The sequence below is a fragment of the Pseudomonas sp. AC172 genome, assembly GCF_979258595.1.
In genome coordinates this window covers 1,374,674-1,394,679 of the sequence record NZ_OZ409868.1, presented here as the reverse complement: position 1 = coordinate 1,394,679, position 20,006 = coordinate 1,374,674, and the positions used below count along the sequence as shown (strand labels likewise).

22 protein-coding genes are annotated in these 20,006 nt (G+C 60.2%); 13 read left to right on the top strand and 9 right to left on the bottom strand.

The annotated features are described in order from the left end of the window. Positions 1-31: 31 nt before the first annotated feature. The gene (locus tag ACZ0A4_RS06410; RefSeq protein ID WP_463573659.1) at positions 32-1,426 is read right to left on the bottom strand and encodes an FAD/NAD(P)-binding protein; all 1,395 of its coding nucleotides are present in this window, start codon (positions 1,424-1,426) and stop codon (positions 32-34) included. Beyond that, the gene (locus ACZ0A4_RS06405; RefSeq protein ID WP_095120325.1) at positions 1,426-1,989 is read right to left on the bottom strand and encodes a helix-turn-helix domain-containing protein; all 564 of its coding nucleotides are present in this window, start codon (positions 1,987-1,989) and stop codon (positions 1,426-1,428) included. The genes ACZ0A4_RS06410 and ACZ0A4_RS06405 overlap by 1 nt, the downstream gene beginning before the upstream one ends. Before the next feature lie 85 nt (positions 1,990-2,074). Here ACZ0A4_RS06405 and ACZ0A4_RS06400 point away from each other — a divergent pair, with 85 nt between their 5' ends. The 7 genes from ACZ0A4_RS06400 to ACZ0A4_RS06370 all read left to right on the top strand — a co-directional run bounded on the left by ACZ0A4_RS06400 (position 2,075) and on the right by ACZ0A4_RS06370 (position 9,314). Next, positions 2,075-3,010 (top strand): DMT family transporter, encoded by a 936-nt coding sequence (locus ACZ0A4_RS06400; RefSeq protein ID WP_463573657.1) that lies wholly within the window; start codon positions 2,075-2,077, stop codon positions 3,008-3,010. 246 nt (positions 3,011-3,256) lie between these two features. Continuing rightward, positions 3,257-6,175: a monovalent cation/H+ antiporter subunit A gene (locus ACZ0A4_RS06395; RefSeq protein WP_463573656.1), complete on the top strand. Its 2,919-nt coding sequence runs from the start codon at positions 3,257-3,259 to the stop codon at positions 6,173-6,175. Then, a complete protein-coding gene (locus ACZ0A4_RS06390; protein WP_007910763.1) occupies positions 6,175-6,519 on the top strand; it encodes a Na+/H+ antiporter subunit C in 345 nt (114 codons plus the stop codon). The genes ACZ0A4_RS06395 and ACZ0A4_RS06390 overlap by 1 nt, the downstream gene beginning before the upstream one ends. Further along, positions 6,516-8,195: a monovalent cation/H+ antiporter subunit D gene (locus tag ACZ0A4_RS06385; protein ID WP_463573655.1), complete on the top strand. Its 1,680-nt coding sequence runs from the start codon at positions 6,516-6,518 to the stop codon at positions 8,193-8,195. Before ACZ0A4_RS06390 ends, ACZ0A4_RS06385 begins: the two co-directional genes overlap by 4 nt. Continuing rightward, complete coding sequence (locus tag ACZ0A4_RS06380) at positions 8,192-8,680, top strand: Na+/H+ antiporter subunit E (RefSeq protein ID WP_463573653.1); 489 nt, start codon at positions 8,192-8,194, stop codon at positions 8,678-8,680. Before ACZ0A4_RS06385 ends, ACZ0A4_RS06380 begins: the two co-directional genes overlap by 4 nt. Next, entirely contained in the window at positions 8,677-8,955 is a 279-nt protein-coding gene (locus ACZ0A4_RS06375; RefSeq protein WP_007910754.1) for a K+/H+ antiporter subunit F, read from the top strand. Before ACZ0A4_RS06380 ends, ACZ0A4_RS06375 begins: the two co-directional genes overlap by 4 nt. Then, complete coding sequence (locus ACZ0A4_RS06370; RefSeq protein ID WP_122600082.1) at positions 8,952-9,314, top strand: Na+/H+ antiporter subunit G; 363 nt, start codon at positions 8,952-8,954, stop codon at positions 9,312-9,314. Before ACZ0A4_RS06375 ends, ACZ0A4_RS06370 begins: the two co-directional genes overlap by 4 nt. 159 nt (positions 9,315-9,473) lie before the next feature. Here ACZ0A4_RS06370 and ACZ0A4_RS06365 read toward each other — a convergent pair whose 3' ends face one another. Next, a complete protein-coding gene (locus tag ACZ0A4_RS06365; protein ID WP_463573652.1) occupies positions 9,474-9,914 on the bottom strand; it encodes a DUF3995 domain-containing protein in 441 nt (146 codons plus the stop codon). Positions 9,915-10,008: 94 nt separating this feature from the next. Here ACZ0A4_RS06365 and ACZ0A4_RS06360 point away from each other — a divergent pair, with 94 nt between their 5' ends. Beyond that, positions 10,009-10,398, top strand: a complete 390-nt coding sequence (locus ACZ0A4_RS06360; protein ID WP_141127658.1) for a DUF2946 domain-containing protein — start codon at positions 10,009-10,011, stop codon at positions 10,396-10,398. 92 nt (positions 10,399-10,490) lie between these two features. After that, on the top strand, positions 10,491-12,623 hold the full coding sequence (locus ACZ0A4_RS06355) for a TonB-dependent receptor (protein ID WP_463573650.1): 2,133 nt from the start codon (positions 10,491-10,493) through the stop codon (positions 12,621-12,623). A gap of 96 nt (positions 12,624-12,719) precedes the next feature. Here ACZ0A4_RS06355 and ACZ0A4_RS06350 read toward each other — a convergent pair whose 3' ends face one another. The 3 genes from ACZ0A4_RS06350 to ACZ0A4_RS06340 all read right to left on the bottom strand — a co-directional run bounded on the left by ACZ0A4_RS06350 (position 12,720) and on the right by ACZ0A4_RS06340 (position 14,528). Then, positions 12,720-13,736, bottom strand: a complete 1,017-nt coding sequence (locus ACZ0A4_RS06350) for an ABC transporter substrate-binding protein (RefSeq protein WP_463573648.1) — start codon at positions 13,734-13,736, stop codon at positions 12,720-12,722. A gap of 127 nt (positions 13,737-13,863) precedes the next feature. Beyond that, entirely contained in the window at positions 13,864-14,061 is a 198-nt protein-coding gene (locus ACZ0A4_RS06345; protein ID WP_463573647.1) for a hypothetical protein, read from the bottom strand. After that, positions 14,058-14,528, bottom strand: a complete 471-nt coding sequence (locus tag ACZ0A4_RS06340; RefSeq protein WP_463573646.1) for a hypothetical protein — start codon at positions 14,526-14,528, stop codon at positions 14,058-14,060. The genes ACZ0A4_RS06345 and ACZ0A4_RS06340 overlap by 4 nt, the downstream gene beginning before the upstream one ends. Positions 14,529-14,930: 402 nt before the next feature. On the opposite strand from ACZ0A4_RS06340, the gene ACZ0A4_RS06335 reads away from it, so the two are divergent. Beyond that, positions 14,931-15,182, top strand: a complete 252-nt coding sequence (locus ACZ0A4_RS06335) for a hypothetical protein (protein ID WP_463573644.1) — start codon at positions 14,931-14,933, stop codon at positions 15,180-15,182. A 46-nt stretch (positions 15,183-15,228) separates the two neighbouring features. After that, positions 15,229-15,465, top strand: a complete 237-nt coding sequence (locus ACZ0A4_RS06330) for a DUF2789 family protein (protein ID WP_463573642.1) — start codon at positions 15,229-15,231, stop codon at positions 15,463-15,465. 7 nt (positions 15,466-15,472) lie between these two features. On the opposite strand, the gene ACZ0A4_RS06325 is transcribed toward ACZ0A4_RS06330, so the two are convergent. The 3 genes from ACZ0A4_RS06325 to ACZ0A4_RS06315 all read right to left on the bottom strand — a co-directional run bounded on the left by ACZ0A4_RS06325 (position 15,473) and on the right by ACZ0A4_RS06315 (position 18,027). Next, a complete protein-coding gene (locus tag ACZ0A4_RS06325; RefSeq protein WP_223026144.1) occupies positions 15,473-15,676 on the bottom strand; it encodes a hypothetical protein in 204 nt (67 codons plus the stop codon). Between the two features lie 113 nt (positions 15,677-15,789). After that, entirely contained in the window at positions 15,790-17,013 is a 1,224-nt protein-coding gene (locus tag ACZ0A4_RS06320; RefSeq protein ID WP_463577496.1) for a methyl-accepting chemotaxis protein, read from the bottom strand. Between the two features lie 609 nt (positions 17,014-17,622). After that, positions 17,623-18,027: a TraR/DksA family transcriptional regulator gene (locus ACZ0A4_RS06315; protein ID WP_003225981.1), complete on the bottom strand. Its 405-nt coding sequence runs from the start codon at positions 18,025-18,027 to the stop codon at positions 17,623-17,625. A gap of 403 nt (positions 18,028-18,430) precedes the next feature. Between ACZ0A4_RS06315 and ACZ0A4_RS06310 the strand changes: the two genes are divergently transcribed. Continuing rightward, positions 18,431-19,339, top strand: a complete 909-nt coding sequence (locus tag ACZ0A4_RS06310) for a MurR/RpiR family transcriptional regulator (protein ID WP_463573639.1) — start codon at positions 18,431-18,433, stop codon at positions 19,337-19,339. 61 nt (positions 19,340-19,400) lie between these two features. After that, positions 19,401-20,006, top strand: a complete 606-nt coding sequence (locus ACZ0A4_RS06305; protein WP_463573637.1) for a glutathione S-transferase — start codon at positions 19,401-19,403, stop codon at positions 20,004-20,006.

The window sequence follows — 20,006 nt, the reverse complement described above, 5'->3', positions numbered from 1 at the left end:
CCTGCTCGCGAAGAGGCCCGTGAGAACAACCTCAACCCACCAATCGCGCCGCCAATGCCTTGGCCTGCAACGCCACATCCGTCACCGCCGTACTCTCCCACCACATCCCGCGCAACGGTGGTCCCATCGCAAACAATCGGCTAGCCGCACGCCCCTCGGCATCCAGCACCGCGCCGTCTCCGGCCGCCGCGATTCCCAACGCCAATGGCCCCGGCTGCACCAGACCGCGTGCAAGCACCTGCTGCGGCAACGGTCGCGCCACCCGGCGCCAGTCGTACTCGATGCCACTGGAGTTGATCAACGCCGCACCCTGCACCACGCAGGTTTGCGACTCACCGCGCCGTCGAATGCGAATACTCACACCACCTTCCACATTTGGCTCAAGCCCTTTGAACGACGCCGCCTGAATCCGCAATCGCCCTTCGCTGTACAACCGCTCAACCAGCTTCGCGCTCAACGGCGGCGACCGGTGGTGATGACTTTCCCACCAAGGCCGCACATGCCGTACGAATTGTCGACGCTGCACGTCAGTCGCCTGACTCCACAACCGGGCGATGTGTACCCGAACCGTGTCCAGCGGCGCCTGCCAATCGATGCCTTGTGCGATGGCTGCCTGGCATTGCCGACGTAATTCGCGCAACAACTGCCGCGGTGTGCGAAGACTGTGATCGGCGCCAAGAAAATCCACCCAGGCCGGCGGTTGTCGGCGCACATGGGGCAACAAACCATGCCGCGAAAACACTTCAATCGGCCCGCGATGCCCGGCTTGCTCCAGCGATACCACGGCATCGACCATGGTCAGGCCGGAGCCAATGATCAGCACGGTGGATTGCGGATCGAGCTGGCGCATGGCCGCGACATCCCAGGGATCGAGCGCGGCGGCGTTGAGGCCGCTGGAGGCTTTCTGCGGGGTTCGTGCTGCGGGGAACATACCGGTCGCCAGCACCGCGCAGGCTACGTGCAACGACTGCCCATCGCTCAGTGTGAGCTGCACCGAACCGGTATCGACTTGCAGATCGACGACCTCCGCGCGGATGTGCTCAGCGCTCGAGCTATTTTGCATTCCGGCAATGCGCGCTTCGGCCAGACGCTGCTGCACATAAACACCGAACAATCCACGCGGCGGAAACAGTTCGCTGACCGGCACATCCTGCTCGGCCGATTCAGGCCAGCCACCGCCGGCAATGTGCTCGGTCAGCCATTGCGTCAAATCATCAGGATTATCCGGATCAACACTCATGCGCGCGGCGTTGCCGTTGAGCGTGTGACCCAACTCGACGGCACTGTACGCCTCACCCCGCCCCAGTTCGGCGCGTGGCTCGATGATCAGGATTTTTCGCTGGCCTGGCAGCCTCAGCAATTGCACCGCGAGCATCGTACCGCTGAGGCCGCCACCGATAATCAGGATGTCTGCGCTCTGACTCATCAAATCACCACATTGCGAACAAACCGCGCCGCGACATCCCCATCATTGCGATAGGAATGCGGCTGGTTACTGGCAAACATGAAGAACTCGCCTGTACCGATGTGTTGCGGCTGGTCGCCGAGCATCAGCGTCAGGCAACCCTCAAACACAAAAATCTGCTCGCTCCAGCCTTCGGCATCCGCTTGCGAGGGGTAGACCTCGCCCGGTTGAAGGCACCATTCCCACTGCTCGACTTCGCGCGTCGCCGTGGCTTTGGAGAGCAGCACGGCTTTGCTGCCCGGGTGGGTGCCCGCCCATGCCACCTCGTTGATGCGGCTCGGGTCGCGGGCATCCGGCGCCTGAATCAGATCGCTGAACGCCACATCCAGCGCTTCGGCAACGCGGTCGAGAGTGGTCAGGCTGACATTCTTCTCGCCCGCCTCGATCGCCACCAGCATACGCCGGCTGACCCCGGATTTTTCCGCCAGCGCAGTCTGGCTCATGTCGGCGGCATGCCGTAGACGCCGCACATTCAGGCTAACGTGTTGCAGGACGGACGCGCGTTGAGTTGAATCTTTGTGCACTATATTGCTCACTCGGTGAGGTTGGGCAGTATACTGCGCAACGTTGGGCGCATTGTGCGGCCTCCTTTTTATAGTGCGCAAGGTCATGACGTCGCAGAACAGCTCCCCCACTCCCCTTCGTTTCTCTCGTTTCAGCAAAGCCGAGTGCGTGCTGGTGCTGATCACCATGGTCTGGGGCGGCACCTTCCTGCTGGTTCAGCATGCGATGACGGTCAGCGGACCGATGTTTTTCGTGGGTCTGCGTTTTGCGGCAGCGGCTTTTATCGTTGCGTTGTTCTCGTTGCGTCATCTGCGCGAACTGACCCTGTTTGAACTCAAGGCCGGCGCCTTTATCGGCGTGGCGATCATGCTCGGTTACGGCCTGCAGACGGTCGGTTTGCAAACGATCCCGAGCAGTCAGTCTGCGTTCATCACCGCGCTGTACGTGCCGTTCGTGCCGTTGCTGCAATGGCTGGTGCTGGGGCGGCGGCCGGGGTTGATGCCGAGCATCGGGATCATGCTGGCGTTTACCGGTTTGATGCTGCTGTCCGGTCCGGCCGGGGCGTCACTGAATTTCAGTCCCGGTGAAATTGCCACGCTGATCAGCGCCATCGCCATTGCGGCCGAAATCATTCTGATCAGCACCTATGCCGGGCAGGTCGATGTGCGTCGAGTCACCGTCGTGCAACTGGCAACCACGTCCGTGCTGTCGTTCCTGCTGGTGGTGCCTACCGGCGAAATGCTTCCGGATTTTTCCTGGATCCTGCTGGTAACCGCGCTGGGGCTAGGCGCAGCGAGTGCGGCGATTCAGGTAGCGATGAACTGGGCGCAGAAGAGTGTCTCGCCAACTCGGGCAACGCTGATCTATGCCGGCGAGCCGGTGTGGGCCGGGATCGTCGGGCGGATTGCCGGGGAGCGGTTGCCAGCGATTGCACTGGTGGGCGCGGGGTTGATTGTTGCGGCGGTGATTGTCAGTGAGTTGAAGACCAAGGGTAAGGTTGCCGAAGCAGAAGCTGAGTTGGAGCGGGAAGTGCAGGGTTAATCCGCAACATCTTCAGCGTCTGACCCGACGCTTTCGCGAGCAGGCTCGCTCCCACATTCTGAAATACATTCCAATGTGGGAGCGAGCCTGCTCGCGAAAGGGCCTTCCGCCACAACATCACTGCCCTGAAACAATGCCAAACAGAAAATTCCAGACTACTTTGTAGGATTCTGAGACATCCTGGCGTTTGGTGATCGGGGAGCTGGCACGTATGATGCTTCACAAACTTCCGCAGATTAGAAGCCTATGTCCCTGATAGTTCTACTGCTTCTGCCATTCATTGGCAGCTGTCTGGCAGCGGTGCTGCCACACAACGCGCGTAATACCGAATCCCTTCTGGCAGGCCTGGTCGCTTTGATCGGCACCGTCCAGGTCGCGATGTTGTACCCGCAAATTGCCCACGGCGGCGTGATCCGCGAAGAATTCATGTGGCTGCCCAGCCTCGGCCTGAACTTCGTTCTGCGCATGGACGGCTTCGCCTGGCTGTTCTCCATGCTGGTGCTCGGCATCGGCACACTCGTTTCTCTCTATGCCCGTTATTACATGTCGCCGGACGATCCGGTGCCGCGTTTCTTCGCGTTTTTCCTGGCGTTCATGGGCGCCATGCTCGGTCTGGTGATCTCCGGCAACCTGATTCAGATCGTGTTTTTCTGGGAGCTGACCAGCCTCTTCTCGTTCCTGCTGATCGGCTATTGGCACCACCGCGCCGACGCTCGTCGCGGTGCTTATATGGCGCTGATGGTCACCGGTGCCGGCGGACTATGCCTGCTGGCGGGGGTCATGATTCTCGGCCATGTCGTCGGCAGCTATGACCTCGACAAGGTCCTGGCCGCCGGCGACATGATTCGTGCACACGCCCTCTACCCTATTCTTTTACCCCTCATTCTTATCGGCGCACTCAGCAAAAGTGCGCAGTTTCCTTTCCACTTCTGGCTGCCCCATGCAATGGCGGCGCCGACACCCGTCTCCGCCTATCTGCACTCTGCCACCATGGTCAAGGCCGGGGTTTTCCTGCTTGCGCGCCTGTGGCCGTCGCTGTCAGGCAGTGAAGAATGGTTCTACATCGTCAGCGGGGCCGGCGCGTGTACGCTGTTGCTCGGCGCCTATTGCGCGATGTTCCAGAACGACCTCAAAGGCCTGCTCGCTTACTCGACCATCAGCCACCTTGGCCTGATCACCCTGTTGCTGGGCCTGAACAGCCCGCTGGCGGCAGTGGCGGCGGTGTTCCACATCCTCAACCACGCGACGTTCAAAGCCTCGCTGTTCATGGCTGCGGGCATCATCGACCACGAAAGCGGCACCCGCGATATTCGTAAACTCAGCGGTCTGATCAAACTGATTCCATTCACCGCGACGCTGGCCATGGTTGCCAGCGCCTCGATGGCAGGCGTGCCGCTGCTTAACGGCTTCCTGTCGAAAGAGATGTTCTTCGCCGAAACCGTGTTCATCAACGCCACGGCGTGGGTCGAAGCGGCGCTGCCGATTGTCGCGACGATTGCCGGCACATTCAGCGTTGCCTACTCGCTGCGGTTTACCGTCGATGTGTTCTTCGGTCCGCCGGCTACCGACCTGCCGCACACACCGCACGAGCCGCCGCGCTGGATGCGTGCGCCGGTAGAGCTGTTGGTATTCACCTGCTTGCTGGTGGGGATTTTCCCCGCGCAGATCGTCGGCCCGTTGCTTGCCGCTGCTGCGTTGCCAGTGGTTGGCGGCACGCTGCCGGAATACAGCCTGGCAATCTGGCACGGCCTGAATGCGCCGATGATCATGAGCCTGATCGCCATGTCCGGCGGCATCGTCGTCTACCTGCTGCTGCGCAACCAGTTCAAACTCGGGCGCTTCAAGTACCCGCCGCTGGTGGGTCGTTTCAATGGCAAGCGCCTGTTCGAGCGCAGTCTGGTCGTCATGATGCGCCTGGCCCGGCGTCTGGAACGGCGACTCGGCACCAAGCGTCTGCAGATGCAGCTGTTCCTGATGGTGCTGGCGGCGGTGCTCGCCGGCCTGATTCCGATGCTGCACAGCAGCCTGAGCTGGGGCGACCGGCCGAAGATTCCCGGCTCGATCGTGTTCGTGACCCTGTGGCTGCTGGCGATTGCCTGCGCCCTCGGCGCCGCGTGGCAGGCCAAGTATCACCGTCTCGCCGCTCTGACCATGGTCAGCGTCTGCGGCTTGATGACCTGTGTCACCTTCGTCTGGTTCTCCGCGCCCGACCTGGCCTTGACGCAGCTGGCGGTCGAAGTGGTCACCACCGTGCTGATCCTGCTCGGCCTGCGCTGGTTGCCACGCCGTATCGAAGAAGTCTCGCCACTGCCAAGCAGCCTGCGCAAGGCGCGCATTCGCCGTCTGCGCGACTTGCTGCTGTCGATTGCCGTCGGCGGTGGCATGGCCCTGCTGTCCTACGCAATGCTGACGCGGCAGACGCCGAACGACATTTCCTCGTTCTACCTCAGCCGCGCCATGCCCGAGGGCGGTGGCAGCAACGTGGTCAACGTGATGCTGGTGGATTTCCGTGGCTTCGATACCCTCGGTGAAATCACCGTGCTGGTCGCCGTGGCCCTGACCGTGTTTGCGCTGTTGCGTCGCTTCCGCCCCCCGAAAGAAAGTCTGCAACTGCCCGCTCAGCAACGCCTGCTGGCGCCGGACGTGGTCACCGATCTGGTCAACCCGCGCTCGGCCAGCGACACCGCGCTCGGTTTCATGATGGTGCCGGCGGTGCTGGTGCGTCTGCTGCTGCCGATTGCGCTGGTGGTGTCGTTCTACCTGTTCATGCGCGGACACAACCAGCCGGGCGGCGGTTTCGTCGCTGGTCTGGTGATGTCGGTGGCCTTCATCCTGCAATACATGGTCGCCGGAACGCAGTGGGTCGAGGCGCAAATGAGCCTGCGGCCGCTGCGCTGGATGGGCACCGGGTTGCTGTTCGCCACTGCTACAGGCCTGGGCGCGATGCTGGTCGGTTATCCGTTCCTGACCACGCACACTTGGCATTTCACCTTGCCGCTGCTCGGTGACATCCATGTCGCCAGCGCTTTGTTCTTCGACATTGGTGTGTACGGCGTGGTGGTCGGTTCAACGCTGCTGATCCTCACTGCCCTCGCCCACCAATCGGTGCGGGGTCACAAGACCGCATCGCTGCCCAAGTCCGTCGCCACCAAGGGAGCCGTCTGATGGAAGAAGTCATCGCAATCGCCATCGGCGTGCTCGCCGCGTCCGGCGTCTGGCTGATCCTGCGGCCACGGACGTTCCAGGTGGTCATGGGCCTGTGCCTGCTGTCGTATGGCGTCAATCTGTTCATTTTCAGCATGGGCAGTCTGTTCATCGGCAAGGAACCGGTGATCAAGGACGGCGTCACCCAGGACTTGCTGCACTACACCGACCCGCTGCCACAGGCCCTGGTGCTCACCGCGATCGTTATCAGCTTCGCCATGACCGCGCTGTTCCTCGTCGTGTTGCTCGCCTCGCGCGGCCTGACCGGCACCGACCACGTCGACGGCCGGGAGCCTAAAGAATGATGGCGATGACTCACCTGATCGCCGCACCGATCCTGCTGCCGCTGCTGACCGCCGCCATCATGCTGATGCTCGGCGAGCGGCATCGACCGTTGAAGGCGAAAATCAACCTGTTCTCCAGCCTCGTCGGTCTGTTCATTTCGGTGCTGTTGCTGCAATGGACGCAGACCACCGGCGTGCCCGGTTCCATCGGTGTGTATCTGCCGGGCAACTGGCAGGCGCCGTTCGGCATTGTGCTGGTGGTCGATCGTCTGTCGGCGCTGATGCTGGTGCTGACCGGGATCATCGGCGTCAGCGCCCTGCTCTTCGCAATGGCACGCTGGGATGGCGCCGGCTCAAGCTTTCACGCGTTGTTCCAGATTCAATTGATGGGCCTCTATGGCGCGTTCCTGACGGCGGATCTGTTCAACCTGTTCGTGTTCTTCGAAGTGCTGCTCGCCGCCTCTTATGGCCTGTTGCTGCACGGCTCCGGTCGGGCGCGGGTGTCTTCGGGGCTGCATTACATCTCGATCAATCTGCTGGCCTCGTCACTGTTTCTGATCGGCGCGGCACTGATTTACGGTGTTACCGGCACCTTGAACATGGCCGATCTGGCGCTGAAGATTCCGCTGGTACCTGAAGCCGACCGTGGCTTGCTGCACGCCGGTGCGGGGATTCTCGCCGTCGCGTTCCTGGCCAAGGCCGGTATGTGGCCGCTGAACTTTTGGCTAGTGCCCGCTTACTCTTCGGCCAGTGCACCGGTGGCGGCGATGTTCGCGATCATGACCAAGGTCGGCGTGTACACATTGCTGCGCCTGTGGACGCTATTGTTTTCCGGGCAGGCCGGGGCCTCGGCGTTCTTTGGTGGCGACTGGCTGATCTACGGCGGCATGGCGACGATGGCCTGCGCGGCGCTGGCGATTCTTGCGGCGCAACGTCTGGAGCGTATGGCCAGCCTGAGCATTCTGGTGTCGGCCGGTATCCTGTTGTCCGCTGTAGGCTTCGCCCAGCCGAACCTGATCGGTGCGGCGCTGTTTTATCTGGTCAGCTCAACGCTGGCATTGAGCGCGCTGTTCCTGCTGGCCGAGCTGATCGAACGTTCGCGCTCGGCCAACGAGATCCCGCTGGAAGACGAAAGCGAACTGCTGCCGCGTCCGCAGGAATCCCTGCAGCCACCCAAAGGCATCAACCTCGACGATGAACAGAAAGCCGTGGTCGGTCAGGTTATTCCGTGGACCATGGCGTTTCTCGGCTTGAGCTTCATCGCCTGCGCCCTGCTGATCATCGGCATGCCGCCACTGTCCGGTTTTATCGGCAAGCTCAGCCTGATCGGGGCATTGCTCAATCCGCTGGGTCTGGGCACTGGCGCGCCGATATCCAGCGCGGCCTGGGCGTTGCTGGCGCTGCTGATCCTCACCGGCCTCGCGTCGTTGATGGCGTTCTCGCGCCTCGGCATTCAGCGCTTCTGGACGCCAGAGGAGCGCCCTTCACCGCTGTTGCGCAAACTCGAATGCGCGCCGATCTTCCTGTTGCTGGGGCTGAGCATCGTCCTGACCTTCAAGGCTGAACCGCTGCTGCGTTACACCCAAGCCACCGCCGAGGCGCTGAATAATCCGCAGCAATACGTGATGGCGGTGCTCGGCACCCGTGCCGTACCGAGCCCGGAAGCCAAATCGGCGATGCTGGAGGTGCAGCCATGAAGCGTGTATTTCCTGCACCGTTGTTGTCGCTGGCGCTGTGCGCCTTGTGGCTGACCCTGAACCTGTCGATCAGCCCCGGCAATCTGCTGCTCGGCGCAATACTGGGTTTCGCTGCACCGTTGATGATGCGCAAATTGCGTCCGAAGCAGGTACGCATTCGCCGCCCTGGAACGATCCTGCGCCTGTTCCTGCTCGTGGGCCGTGACGTGGTGACGTCCAACCTGATCGTCGCGTGGGGCGTGCTCAACGCGAGTCGTCGCACGCCGCGTTCAGGCTTTGTCAAAGTGCCACTGGACTTGCGCGATGCTCACGGCCTGGCGACGCTAGCAATGATCTGCACAGTAGTGCCCGGCACGGTGTGGTCGGAACTGTCGCTGGACCGCAGCATTCTGTTGCTGCACGTCTGGGATCTGGATGATGAAGCGCAGTTCATCGAGCACTTCAAGACCACCTACGAGCGGCCGTTGATGGAGATTTTCGAATGAGCCCATTACTGTCGAACGCCATCCTGTTGACGCTGTTCCTGTTCTCGCTGGCCATGGTGCTGACGCTGGTGCGCCTGTTCAAAGGCCCGTCGGCGCAGGATCGAGTCCTGGCGCTGGATTACCTGTACATCGTCGCGATGCTGATGATGCTGACCCTGGGCATTCGTTATTCAAGTGACACTTACTTCGAAGCGGCGCTGCTGATTGCGCTGTTCGGCTTCGTCGGCTCGTTTGCCCTGGCGAAATTCCTGCTGCGTGGCGAGGTGATCGAATGAATGCTGAATTGTCTCTGTGGGTCGAAATCCCGGTGGCGATCCTGCTGGTGCTCAGCGGTCTGTTCGCGTTGATCGGTGCGATCGGGTTATTGCGCATGAAGGACTATTTCCAGCGCATGCACCCGCCGGCACTGGCTTCAACGCTGGGCGCGTGGTGTGTAGCGCTGGCGTCGATCATTTGTTTTTCGGCGCTGAAGTCCGGGCCGGTGGTGCATGCCTGGCTGATTCCGATTCTGCTGGCGATTACCGTACCGGTGACTACATTGCTGCTGGCGCGGGCGGCGCTGTTCCGCAAGCGCATGGCTGGGGATGATGTGCCGGCAGAGGTCAGTAGTCGGCGGACCGAGAGCGGTAGCTGATTCCGAACCCTTGTGGTGTTGGTGCTGGCCTCATCGCTGGCAAGCCAGCTCCCACAGGGTTTTAGGTGAAACCCGGTATTTGTCTACACCCACAATCACTGTGGGAGCTGGCTTGCCAGCGATGAGGCCAGTTCAGCAACCACAAAATCCGATCTGCTCTCAGACCCAAGCAACCGCCAACAACCCCACCCCCAACACCGCACACAACGGCGAATACACCCAGGTGTCCAGCCGCGCAAACCGTGAACCCTTCACTTCCTTGAAAAACCCGACCAGATTCGAATCACCAATCGCCCGGGCAAACATCAACAGTGCAATTGCGCTGATCACCCATTGCAGCGCCTTGTGCGTCACCGCCGGCACTCCCCAGCCAACCCGCATACACACCAACGCCGCAATCACCAGCAACGCCGCCGCCACGATCAACGTGAGCCAGCCCGAAGGCTTGAAGGCCGGCCGCACCGATGCGACAAATCCGCGCACCGGCACCTGCGGCACCACCACCGCTGCCGCCCACTGTCCACCCAACGCCCAATACACGTGCATCAAGGCGATTACCGCAAACGTTGTCACCAGCCATTGAGCCAACACAAAGGTCATGGTTGAAATCCTTGGAAAGGGATTTGAACAAATCATCCTAGTCGGATTTTTTTCAAGTGCACGACCGATCAGCGGTACGGTAAAGTGCCGCCCCATGAAATTCTCCCGTTCCGATCGCTCACTGCTGGCCTGGATGCTTTATTGCTGCGTCCTGTTCAACGTGTTCGCCTGCAGCATCGGTCACGGACAAATGATCGGCATGCAGCTCAACGGCATCGGCGGCCAGTTCTGTACAGTCGACCCGGCCACCCAAGCGCCGCTCGCCAGCAATCCCACCGAAGAACAACTGCCAACCCTGTCCAAAGCCTTCGGCTGCCCGCTGTGCTCGGTCGGCGGCGGCATGGGCCCCGCGTTCAATTCCAGCCTGACACTGGCAATCCTGCCGGAACAGCACAGCCCGCCGCTGGCGCCGATTGTCAGCGCTGACCTCCCTGCTCGCTTCACCTGGCCTTCGGCCAACCCCCGCGCCCCTCCGCTCGCCTGAGTGTCTCTGCCTTTTTGATTTGTCAGCCCACTGCGCAAACGCGCGGCGTTCGCCTGTGCGCTGACTCCTAGACAAGCATTCAGGATTCAATGATGAAACAACTCACTCTACTGGCGAGCCTGTGCGGCTGCCTGTCCGTTAACGTCTGGGCGCAATCCACCGTGGACCTGGCGCCGATCACCATCGATGGCGAGTCCGGCGCAGAACCGGGCCTGAGCCTCGACCAATCCAGCGGCATGGCCTCGCGCCTGGGTTTGAGCGTGCGTGACACGCCAGCTTCAGTGGCCATCGCCAATCGCAACGACATCGAGCGTCATGGTTCACAGAATTTTCAGGACGCCGCCAACACCCTCCCTGGGGTTAACGCCAGCGCCCCGCCGGGGTTCGGCGGATTCGTTTCCTACCGTGGTTTCACCAGCAGCCAGATCACCCAGATGTTCAACGGCATCAACGTGTCCGGCGGCCTCGCGCGGCCGGTCGATTCGTGGATTTACGACCGTGTGGAATTGGTCGGTGGCCCGTCATCGCTGATCAATGGCGCAGGCTCGGTCGGCGGCTCGCTGAACTACGTGACCAAACTGGCCACCCGCGATGAACAAGCTGTTGAAGGCCGGGTCAGCTACGGCACTTATGACACCACCGAAACCGCCTTCGGACTCAACCACGCGCTGACCGACCCGAGCGCCGATATCCAGCACTACGCGCGACTCGACGTCAGCCACAACACCAGCAACGGCTACATCGACCGCCAGGAGCGCGATGCCTGGAGCGTGGCGTTCTCGCTGCTCAGCGACCTCACGCCCGACCTGTCACACACGTTGGCGCTGGAATATCAGGATGAACACGAAGACAGTCCGTACTGGGGCACGCCCGTGCTTAACCCCAAGGCCGGCGAGTTGAAGATCGATAAACACAACCGCTTCAACAACTACAACGTCGAGGACGGTCGGTACGAGCAGCGAACGATCTGGGTACGCTCGATCATCGACTACCGCATCAACGACAGCACCACCCTGCGCAACACTCTGTATCACCTCGACAGCCAGCGCGATTACCGCAACCTCGAAACCTACCAGTACAACGCCGACAACAGCGCGGTGAACCGCTCTACGGCTTATCAAGTACGCCATCAGGGCGAACAGAACGGCAACCAGTTCGAACTCCGCCACGACAACGCCCTTTTCGGTCTCGACACGACGTGGTCGGGGGGCTTCGAATACAAGGTCAACCAGACCACCAACTCGCCGCTGAACATCAAAGGTGCAAGCACGGTGGACCCGAACAACTATCGGCCAGGGCATTTCTACGACATCCCCGGCACCAACCCCAAGCTGATCAGCGACAAGACCAACGAGGTCACCACCAAGGCATTGTTCGTGGAAAACCGTTTAGCGTTGACCAACAAACTGTCGCTACTCACCGGCCTGCGCTATGACGACATTGACCTCGACGTGACCAACCATCGCACTGTGACCGCTACTAACCCGAAACACCTCAAGCGCAGTTGGGAGCCAGTCACCGGCCGCGCCGGCCTGACGTACCAGTTCATTCCGTCGGCCAACGTCTACGTGCAATACAGCACCGCCGCCGAGCAACCGAACGGCACGCAAGACTTTGATGTCTCGACCGGCAAGCAGTGGGAGATCGGCAGCAAATTTGATTATCTGGATGGGCGTGGCTCGGCGACGATTGCCGCCTACACGATTGAGCGAAAGGACTTCGCCGTGACTGACCCGCTAGACCCGACCAGCAGCATTCCGGTCGGCCAGCAGACATCGAAAGGCTTAGAGATCGCCAGCTCCTTGCGGATCACCGACAAGTTACTGGCCGAAGGCAACTTCGCCTGGGTCGACGCGCAGTACGATGATTTCACCGAAAAGAATGCTGCCGGCGTGGTGGTGTCACGCAAGGGCAACACGCCAACCAACGTGCCGGATCGGGTCGGCAATCTTTGGCTGACCTATGATTTTTCGCCGCAATGGCAAGGTGGGGTTGATGCGCGGTATGTCGCGTCGGTGTATGCGGACACGGCGAACACCATGACCGTGCCGTCGTACACCTTGTTTGGCAGCTTCCTCAGTTACAAGGTTGATTCGCACACTACCGTGACCGGGCGTGTGCGTAACCTGACCAACGAGGTGTACGCCGAGTTTGCGCATGTTTCGCCGGCGTATTACCTCGGATCACCGCGCACTTTCGAATTGGCGGTGATGACGAAATTTTAAGAGCTTCGCGAGCAAGCTCGCTCCCACAGTGTTGTGAACGACACATATTCATTGTGGGAGCGAGCATGCTCGCGAAGAGGCCGGCCGCTACAGCCGCTATTTCAGATCAGCCGAAACCTTCTCCGCCACATCCTTCGGCAACCAGGCCTGCCACACATCCGGGTGCGCCTTCATGAACGCCACCGCCGCATCCCGCGGCGCCGTGTGCTTCTCGCTCATGTCCGCCAGCGCCTTGTTCAACGGCTCGATCGGGAAATCCACTTTGCTGAAGAACTCGGCAATCTGCGGATACTGCTTTTGAAACGGCGTAGAGACGCCAATCGACAGCTTCGACGCCAGCGACCGGGTCGGTTTCGGGTTGGGATTATCGGCATCGGTCAGCGTCTTCCACGCCTCGGCATCAAACGGCGGCTCTTCCAGTTGCACCAGTTTGAACTTGCCGAGCAAAGGCGTCGGTGACCAGTAGTAAAACAACACCGGCTTGCCGCGACGAATCGAAGAACTGATCTCAGCATCCAGCGCTGCACCTGAGCCACTGCGGAAATTAGTGTAATCGTCCTGCAACCCATAAGCCGTCAACTTCTGCTTGTTGACCACTTCAGAGGTCCAGCCGATCGGGCTGTTGAGGAATCGTCCCTTGCTCGGGTTTTCCGCATCCTTGAACACGTCCTTGTACTTCTTGAGATCACTGACACTGCGCAGGTCCGGCGCCAGCGGCTTGATGCCCTTGGCCGGGTCGCCCTTGATCACATACTCCGGCACCCACCAGCCCTCGGTAGCGCCCTTGACCGTATCGCCCAGGCTGACGACTTTGCCTTCGGCCTCGGCCTTGACCCACACCGGACTGCGCCCCGCCCACTCTTCGCCAATGACCTGAATGTCGTTGTTCGCCAGTGCAGTTTCCAGAGTAATGGTGGTGCCAGGCAACGTATCGGTCGGCAGTCCGTAACCCTTCTCGACGATGATCCGCAGTACATCGGTAATCAGGCTGCCGCTTTCCCAGTTCAGGTCGGCAAAATGGATCGGCGCCTGGGCAGCGGTCACCGATTGCGCTGATGTCAGCAAACCGAACGTGGCCACGCTGGCGGCCAGTAACCGTCGAAATCCGTTCATGCATTGCACCTCGTGCTGTTCACAGCAATGGCAGGTTGGCCTGACAGAAGACCGCAAGCCTCTGAATACTCAGTCAACTGACTGTAGCCGAGGTTCCTGCTTTTTCCGGGCCGCGCTCCGGACGAGGTTATGAATCAGACTTTTCCTGCAGCCCTTGCAGCTCACGTCTGACCATGCTGGCGTATTCCGCGGGACGCAACTGATAGATTTGCGCAGCCACCCAGTTCAGCCAGGCGCCCTGCAATTCGGCCTTGGCGGTTAACAAGCGCCGGGCCTCCTCGCGTGCAGTGTCGAGGTTTTGCGAATGGAAATCCGCGCGGCTCACTCGCTGGCCTTGAACGTCACCAGTTCGCCCTTGCGCCACTTGGCGGCTTTGGCGGTAACGGCTTTGAGGATCTTGGTCAGGCCTTCCTGCAATTGCTGGTTGGCGGCGAACACGGTCACCACGCTATGGCCTTCCTTGAACAGGACCGCGTGCCCATCGGCGGTGTCGACAAAGGCGTAATCGCCCAGTCCATAGACCGTCAGTTTGATTTCGCGAAAACGGATATCCATCTTGCCACCTTCACGGCTGGGCAAGACCGATGCACTGAAATGATCGCCGACCTTGAGCTTGAGCCCTGGTTTGTCATCGACCACCAAGGCACTTTCGGTGTCGATCTCGGCCACATAAATACCTTCGGCGTTCTGCTCGGTGATGTAAACAAAACGCGACTGGAACAGCTTGACCAGCTTTGCACGCAAATCACCCAACACAAACAAAGCATGCATATCGAGATTACTGACTGCCAAAGAAACATCCCCACATCTGAAAAAACCGCACACGGAAAACGCGCACGGCAAAAAAACGGCCAGGCCGATGTAACTACCAAATGACTCAAATAAAAACCCGAATCGAGCAGAGTGCTGATTCAGCGCGAGGCCCCCAAGACTACTGGAATGTCACTCGCGAAACTCATCCAGATTTCGCCAAAGCTTGAAGGAAAAATCCTCACCGCTGGCAAGAGCTGTCTGACTACGAACTTTAGGGAAAATTCTCACGAAAAAAAGCACTTTTCCGACATATCGCTGGCGAAAAATTGCTTTAGATAAGCCCTGTCGTCAACAGGTACTGGCGATTCTAGAGCAGCGATGCTCATTCCGACTACCCGAAACGGCCTGTAAATATCGGCCAACTGATGAAAAGGACTTCATATGTGCACTCTGACTCATTTTGCCATGACCGCTGACGCCCGGATCGAATCGCCTCTGATCCTGCGTGCCGCTGATATAAACGAGCATTGCCCACGTTTTCGAGTCGTACCGGCCGGCAACGCCTTCTTCCACATAAAGGAAACATCGACCGGGCGCGTAAGAGGTTTCCGCGAAGATCACAACGAAGCCTGCGCTCTCGCCCGCTCACTTGAATCGAAGATCGAACTCCTGGCGAGCGGCTCCCTCAGATAAAGAGAGACCCACCGCGCCAGACCGGCGCCCACCGAAGGAGTACACGATGGAACTGCCAGCATACGATCTAAAAACCCTGTTCGATCAACTGGGACTGGATTCAGAAGGCACAGCAATCGACGATTTCATCGAAGCGCATCCATTGGCTGCCGAAACCAAACTGATCGACGCCGACTTCTGGTCGCCGCAACAGGCGCAGTTACTCAAGGAATGGTTGCGGGCCGACGGTGAAGAGGCGGTAATGGTTGATGAACTGAATGTGCGCCTACATCGCGGTAAGTGAACACAGCTCAGTGCAGGCTGTCACATGGCTCGGCGTGCAATTGTGCGAGCCACGCTGCCTTGCATTCCTCGGCCTCGTCGCGACTGGCAAACGCCGTGCCGCGACGCTCGCCATTGAGCAACACCACCCAGCAGACGCTGCGGCCCATTGCGCGCAAACCGGCAGGCACGCCACTGCCGATCATCACGGCGACATCAACTCTGCACTGCATGCAGCCCTCCCGAAATCATTAGCAACCTAACTAAGTGGTCAGGTTAATGGTTTCTTGCGAGCGGAAACAGCAAGCTCCCTGCACAGATTCATTGCACCAGCAGTAACAATCCCTCAGCGCGGACTTTCCGGCTTATAGCCCAGGCGCAAGCCACCCCAGTGCCGACCCTTGATCATGATCGGCACCGACAGGTCATGCATCAGTTCACCGGTGTCGCGGGTGTAGGTTTGCAACAACACCGGTTGCTGATGGCTGCCGCAGCGAATACCCGTGCGGTCGGCAAACTTGCGTTTGGTGCGATTGTTCACCGCGTCGACCTGCGCATCGCCCGTCAACGGCTGGCTGAACAGCTGATTGTGCGTCGGCACATAACCCTGCTGCGTGCAGGCAATGGCGAACACCAACCCCTCGTGACGCGGCAACAACGGCTCCTGAATCGCCGGCAGCACCTGATCGGTGTAACGGTCGAAACGGGTTTGAAATTTCGCCGGTTGCGTATTCGGTATCGGCTGGTACTGACGGTCGAACAGGTCTTCGAGGCTGATCCGGCCTTGCTCGACATCCGCCTCGAACCGCGCGGCAATCTGGCTCGCGCCTTCGCGGGCCAGATCGTAGATACGCTGGTGATAGTCATCCAGCCCGACTTCGGCCAGCCGCTCGCTGATCGTTTCCGCCTGCCCTTCCATTTGCACGGCGGCTTCAGCGAGGCGGCGGGTCTGTTGATCACTGATCGCCAAGTCGCTACGCATCTGCTCGATCGCCTTGAACAGGCTGTCGAGTTGTTCGCGATTGGTTTCCGCACCTCGGGCAATTTCACCGACCTGGGTTTCCACCCCGGCGGCCAGTCGCGCGATGTTCTCCAGATGCTGACCGGTGTGCTCGACCTGCTCGACGCCGGTGTGCAAATCGCTGGACAGCTCACGAATCTGCTCCACCACCTGCGCAGTACGTTGCTGAATATCGGCGACCATCTCACCGACCTCGCCGGTCGCCGACGCCGTGCGCGCCGCCAATCCGCGCACCTCATCCGCCACCACGGCAAAACCGCGACCATGCTCACCGGCGCGCGCGGCTTCAATCGCTGCGTTGAGGGCGAGTAAATTGGTCTGGCTGGCGATCGACTGAATGACCAGGGTCACGCGCTGAATGTCATCACTGCGCAGGCTCAAGGCCTCGATCAGCTCGCGACTGGCATTGGCGCGCTGACTGAGTTGATGCATGCGTGCGATCGAATCGACCAACTCAGTGCGCCCCGCCGCGCTGCTGTGATGCGCCTCGCTGGCAGCGGCGAGCGCTTCTCGGCTTAGCTGCGATGTCGCGTGTTCGGTGGCGATCATCACCTCGGCATTGCTGACAATCCGTGCCGCCGCATCGAGCTGTGATTCAAGTTTGCTTGCCAGTTCCTTGACCGAAAACGCCACGCCGGCCGCCGACAACGCGTTGTGGCTGGTGGTGTAGGAAAGGTCTCGGGTCAATTCGGAAATGGCGCTGCCAGTGTCGGCAGGCTGTACAGCGGGGACGGCTCGGGTGCGCAGGCGCGGCAGCCAGACAATCAGCACCGCCAGCGGCATGCCAATGTACAGCGACCATTCGGCCAGGCTCATGCCGGCCAACAACAGCATCAGGGCGATGCTTTGCAGGGTCGGAGCGATCCAGCGGTTTTTCGGCAAAAGCACTGGTGCAGGCAAAGCCCCAACCAGAGATCCATCTCTCGTCATATCAACACCCCACGCTTGTTCTCATTGTTGTGACTGCATTAAACGCCACTACAACGCCATTATCCATGGTCCGTTAGTCGTGGGGTCTGTGGCAGGTCAATGGAACGGCTCGGGATTATTAAAGACGAGCAAAAACAAAGATCGCAGCCTTCGGCAACGCCCGTGTGGGAGCTGCCGAAGGCTGCGATCTTTTCAAGGCGCCCCTATCGAAAGGGTCACCTCACAGAATCAGGCCTGACGCTGGTGCTTATCGATCTGCTCGTGACGCTCTTGAGCTTCGATGCAGTACTTGGTGGTCGGGCTGATCAGCAGGCGTTTCAGGCCAATGGCCTCGCCGCTGTCATCGCACCAGCCAAAGCTGTCTTCCTTGATGCGCTCAAGGGCTTGTTCCAGTTGCGGCAGCATGCGCTGGTCGCGATCGATCGCGTTCACCAGCCAGGTGCGCTCTTCTTCAACCGAAGCCGCGTCCGCCGGGTCAGCCGGGGTGTCCAGGCTTTCGATGGCGATACGATTTTGCTCAATGCGCTCGTGGGTTTCGACTTTCATGTTCTGCAACAGCTCAGTGAAGAAAGCGTGCTGCTCGGCATTCATGTAGTCATCTGCCGGCATGGCCAGCAACTTGTCCTTTGTCATTGATATCTCTATAAAAAAACGTGCATTAAGGCGAATTAGGGAGCGTTTCGGCGAACCGCGTGCGGTCGGCGAAAAGGCATCGTTTATTGCAAATGCCACCCGGCACTCAATTTACGAGGGGCGGCAGTCTAAGGCCCGATCGAGGCCTCAGCAACTGTAAATACAGGGAATTTGTCCGACAACGTCCGGAAACTGCTCTGACACAGGGTTCACACGGGCAATCGGAGTGCGTTTATAGCAAGAAATTCAGTCGAGCGGCTGTATATAGAAGACAAACGGCTAACCACGCAGCGCCCAGACGCAATTTTTTTACCACGCACTGCATCGTTTCAGCAAAGCAGAACCGCAAAAGCCCCCCTACTATCAGGCCCACCGAGTGATCAACCAGCCTGAAGGATGACCTATGCCCCGCCCCGATCTGCCGGCCACCGACGAGGTTTCACTCGCCAGCCCCCCGATCAATGCCGAGCGCCTGCTGCAACTGATCACCGACGAATACGACGCCCTGCCGCGCCAGCTCAAACGCATCGCCAGCTACATCAGCCAGCAGAGCGACCGGATCATGGTCGACCGCATCAGCGACATCGCCCGTGAGTGCGAAGTCCACCCGTCCGCCATCGTGCGCTTCTCGCAACGCTTCGGTTTCAGCGGCTTCAGCGAAATGCAGGCGCTGTTCCGCAGCGCCTACACGCACAAAGCCTCGCCCGTCCAAAACTACCAGCAACGCATCCGCAGCATGATCGCCAACCAGTCGCAGCCAGCCAGCGCCGGCGACCTCGCCCGCGAATGCATCGACGCTACGCGCTCCGGCATCGAACGCCTGGGCCGTGAACTCGACGACGCCGCGTTCGAAAAAGCTGTCGACCTGATCGTCAACGCCGACAACATTTATGTCGTCGGCGTGCGCCGCTCCTTCGCCGTCGCCGACTACCTCGTTTACAACTTGCAACACACTCAGAAAAAAATTCATCTGGTGTCCGGGCTCGGCGGCAGTTATCGCGAGCAAATGCGCAGCGTGCGCGCCAACGACCTGGTTATCGCCATCAGCTTCGTGCCCTACGCCAAAGAAACCCAACACTGCCTGCGCTTCGCCCGCCAGCAACAGGCCAACACCCTGATCCTCACCGACAGCCACCTCTCGCCGCTGGCCAAACTCGCCCACAGCGTATTGCTGGTCAACGAAGGCAGCGCTCTCGCCTTTCGTTCGCTGAGTGCGACGTTGTGTTTGTGCCAGGCGTTGTTTGTGGCGGTGGCGTATCGGCTGGAACTGAATGTCGATGAGATTCACGAACAACCCGGCTTCGACGACTGACAATTGCCTCAACGTCGGCTAGGTTATGCCTTCCCACCGGTTTGACTTGAAGGAACGCGTCATGAAACTGATCGGCATGCTGGACTCCCCTTACGTGCGTCGCGTGGCGATCTCCGCCAAACGCCTTGGCATCGACCTCGAACACGAGTCAGTCTCGGTGTTCCGCCACTTCGAGCAATTCCAGCAGATCAACCCGGTGGTCAAAGCCCCCACGCTGATCCTCGATGACGGCGTGGTCCTGATGGACTCGACCCTCATCCTCGACTACCTCGAAGCCAGCTCCGGCAAAAGCCTGTTGCCTGCTGAGTTGCGTCAGCGAGCCCAAGCCCTGCGCCTGATCGGCCTCAGCCTCGCCGCCTGCGAAAAAGCCGTGCAGCTTTATTACGAACGCAACCTGCGCCCGGCCGACATTCAATACCAGCCGTGGGTCGAACGCGTCGAAGGCCAACTCGCCGCCGCGTTCACCGCCCTCGAGCAAGAACTGGAAAAAACCGGCCTGCCCACCGACGGCACCCTCACCCAGGCCGGCATCAGCCTCGCCGTCGCCTGGAGCTTCACCGACCTCGTCGTCCCCGACCAGATCGACACCCGCCGCTACCCGCACATCGCCCAATACACCGCCTACGCCGAAACCCTCGAAGCGTTCGTCAGCACCCCGATGACCTGA

Coding starts and splice junctions, on each gene's coding strand:
- ACZ0A4_RS06410 (WP_463573659.1), bottom strand. CDS start 1,426: ATGAGTCAGAGCGCAGACATCCTGATTATCGGTGGCGGCCTCAGCGGT.
- ACZ0A4_RS06400 (WP_463573657.1), top strand. CDS start 2,075: ATGACGTCGCAGAACAGCTCCCCCACTCCCCTTCGTTTCTCTCGTTTC.
- ACZ0A4_RS06395 (WP_463573656.1), top strand. CDS start 3,257: ATGTCCCTGATAGTTCTACTGCTTCTGCCATTCATTGGCAGCTGTCTG.
- ACZ0A4_RS06390 (WP_007910763.1), top strand. CDS start 6,175: ATGGAAGAAGTCATCGCAATCGCCATCGGCGTGCTCGCCGCGTCCGGC.
- ACZ0A4_RS06385 (WP_463573655.1), top strand. CDS start 6,516: ATGATGGCGATGACTCACCTGATCGCCGCACCGATCCTGCTGCCGCTG.
- ACZ0A4_RS06380 (WP_463573653.1), top strand. CDS start 8,192: ATGAAGCGTGTATTTCCTGCACCGTTGTTGTCGCTGGCGCTGTGCGCC.
- ACZ0A4_RS06375 (WP_007910754.1), top strand. CDS start 8,677: ATGAGCCCATTACTGTCGAACGCCATCCTGTTGACGCTGTTCCTGTTC.
- ACZ0A4_RS06370 (WP_122600082.1), top strand. CDS start 8,952: ATGAATGCTGAATTGTCTCTGTGGGTCGAAATCCCGGTGGCGATCCTG.
- ACZ0A4_RS06365 (WP_463573652.1), bottom strand. CDS start 9,914: ATGACCTTTGTGTTGGCTCAATGGCTGGTGACAACGTTTGCGGTAATC.
- ACZ0A4_RS06360 (WP_141127658.1), top strand. CDS start 10,009: ATGAAATTCTCCCGTTCCGATCGCTCACTGCTGGCCTGGATGCTTTAT.
- ACZ0A4_RS06355 (WP_463573650.1), top strand. CDS start 10,491: ATGAAACAACTCACTCTACTGGCGAGCCTGTGCGGCTGCCTGTCCGTT.
- ACZ0A4_RS06350 (WP_463573648.1), bottom strand. CDS start 13,736: ATGAACGGATTTCGACGGTTACTGGCCGCCAGCGTGGCCACGTTCGGT.
- ACZ0A4_RS06335 (WP_463573644.1), top strand. CDS start 14,931: ATGTGCACTCTGACTCATTTTGCCATGACCGCTGACGCCCGGATCGAA.
- ACZ0A4_RS06330 (WP_463573642.1), top strand. CDS start 15,229: ATGGAACTGCCAGCATACGATCTAAAAACCCTGTTCGATCAACTGGGA.
- ACZ0A4_RS06325 (WP_223026144.1), bottom strand. CDS start 15,676: ATGCAGTGCAGAGTTGATGTCGCCGTGATGATCGGCAGTGGCGTGCCT.
- ACZ0A4_RS06320 (WP_463577496.1), bottom strand. CDS start 17,013: ATGATCGCCACCGAACACGCGACATCGCAGCTAAGCCGAGAAGCGCTC.
- ACZ0A4_RS06315 (WP_003225981.1), bottom strand. CDS start 18,027: ATGACAAAGGACAAGTTGCTGGCCATGCCGGCAGATGACTACATGAAT.
- ACZ0A4_RS06310 (WP_463573639.1), top strand. CDS start 18,431: ATGCCCCGCCCCGATCTGCCGGCCACCGACGAGGTTTCACTCGCCAGC.
- ACZ0A4_RS06305 (WP_463573637.1), top strand. CDS start 19,401: ATGAAACTGATCGGCATGCTGGACTCCCCTTACGTGCGTCGCGTGGCG.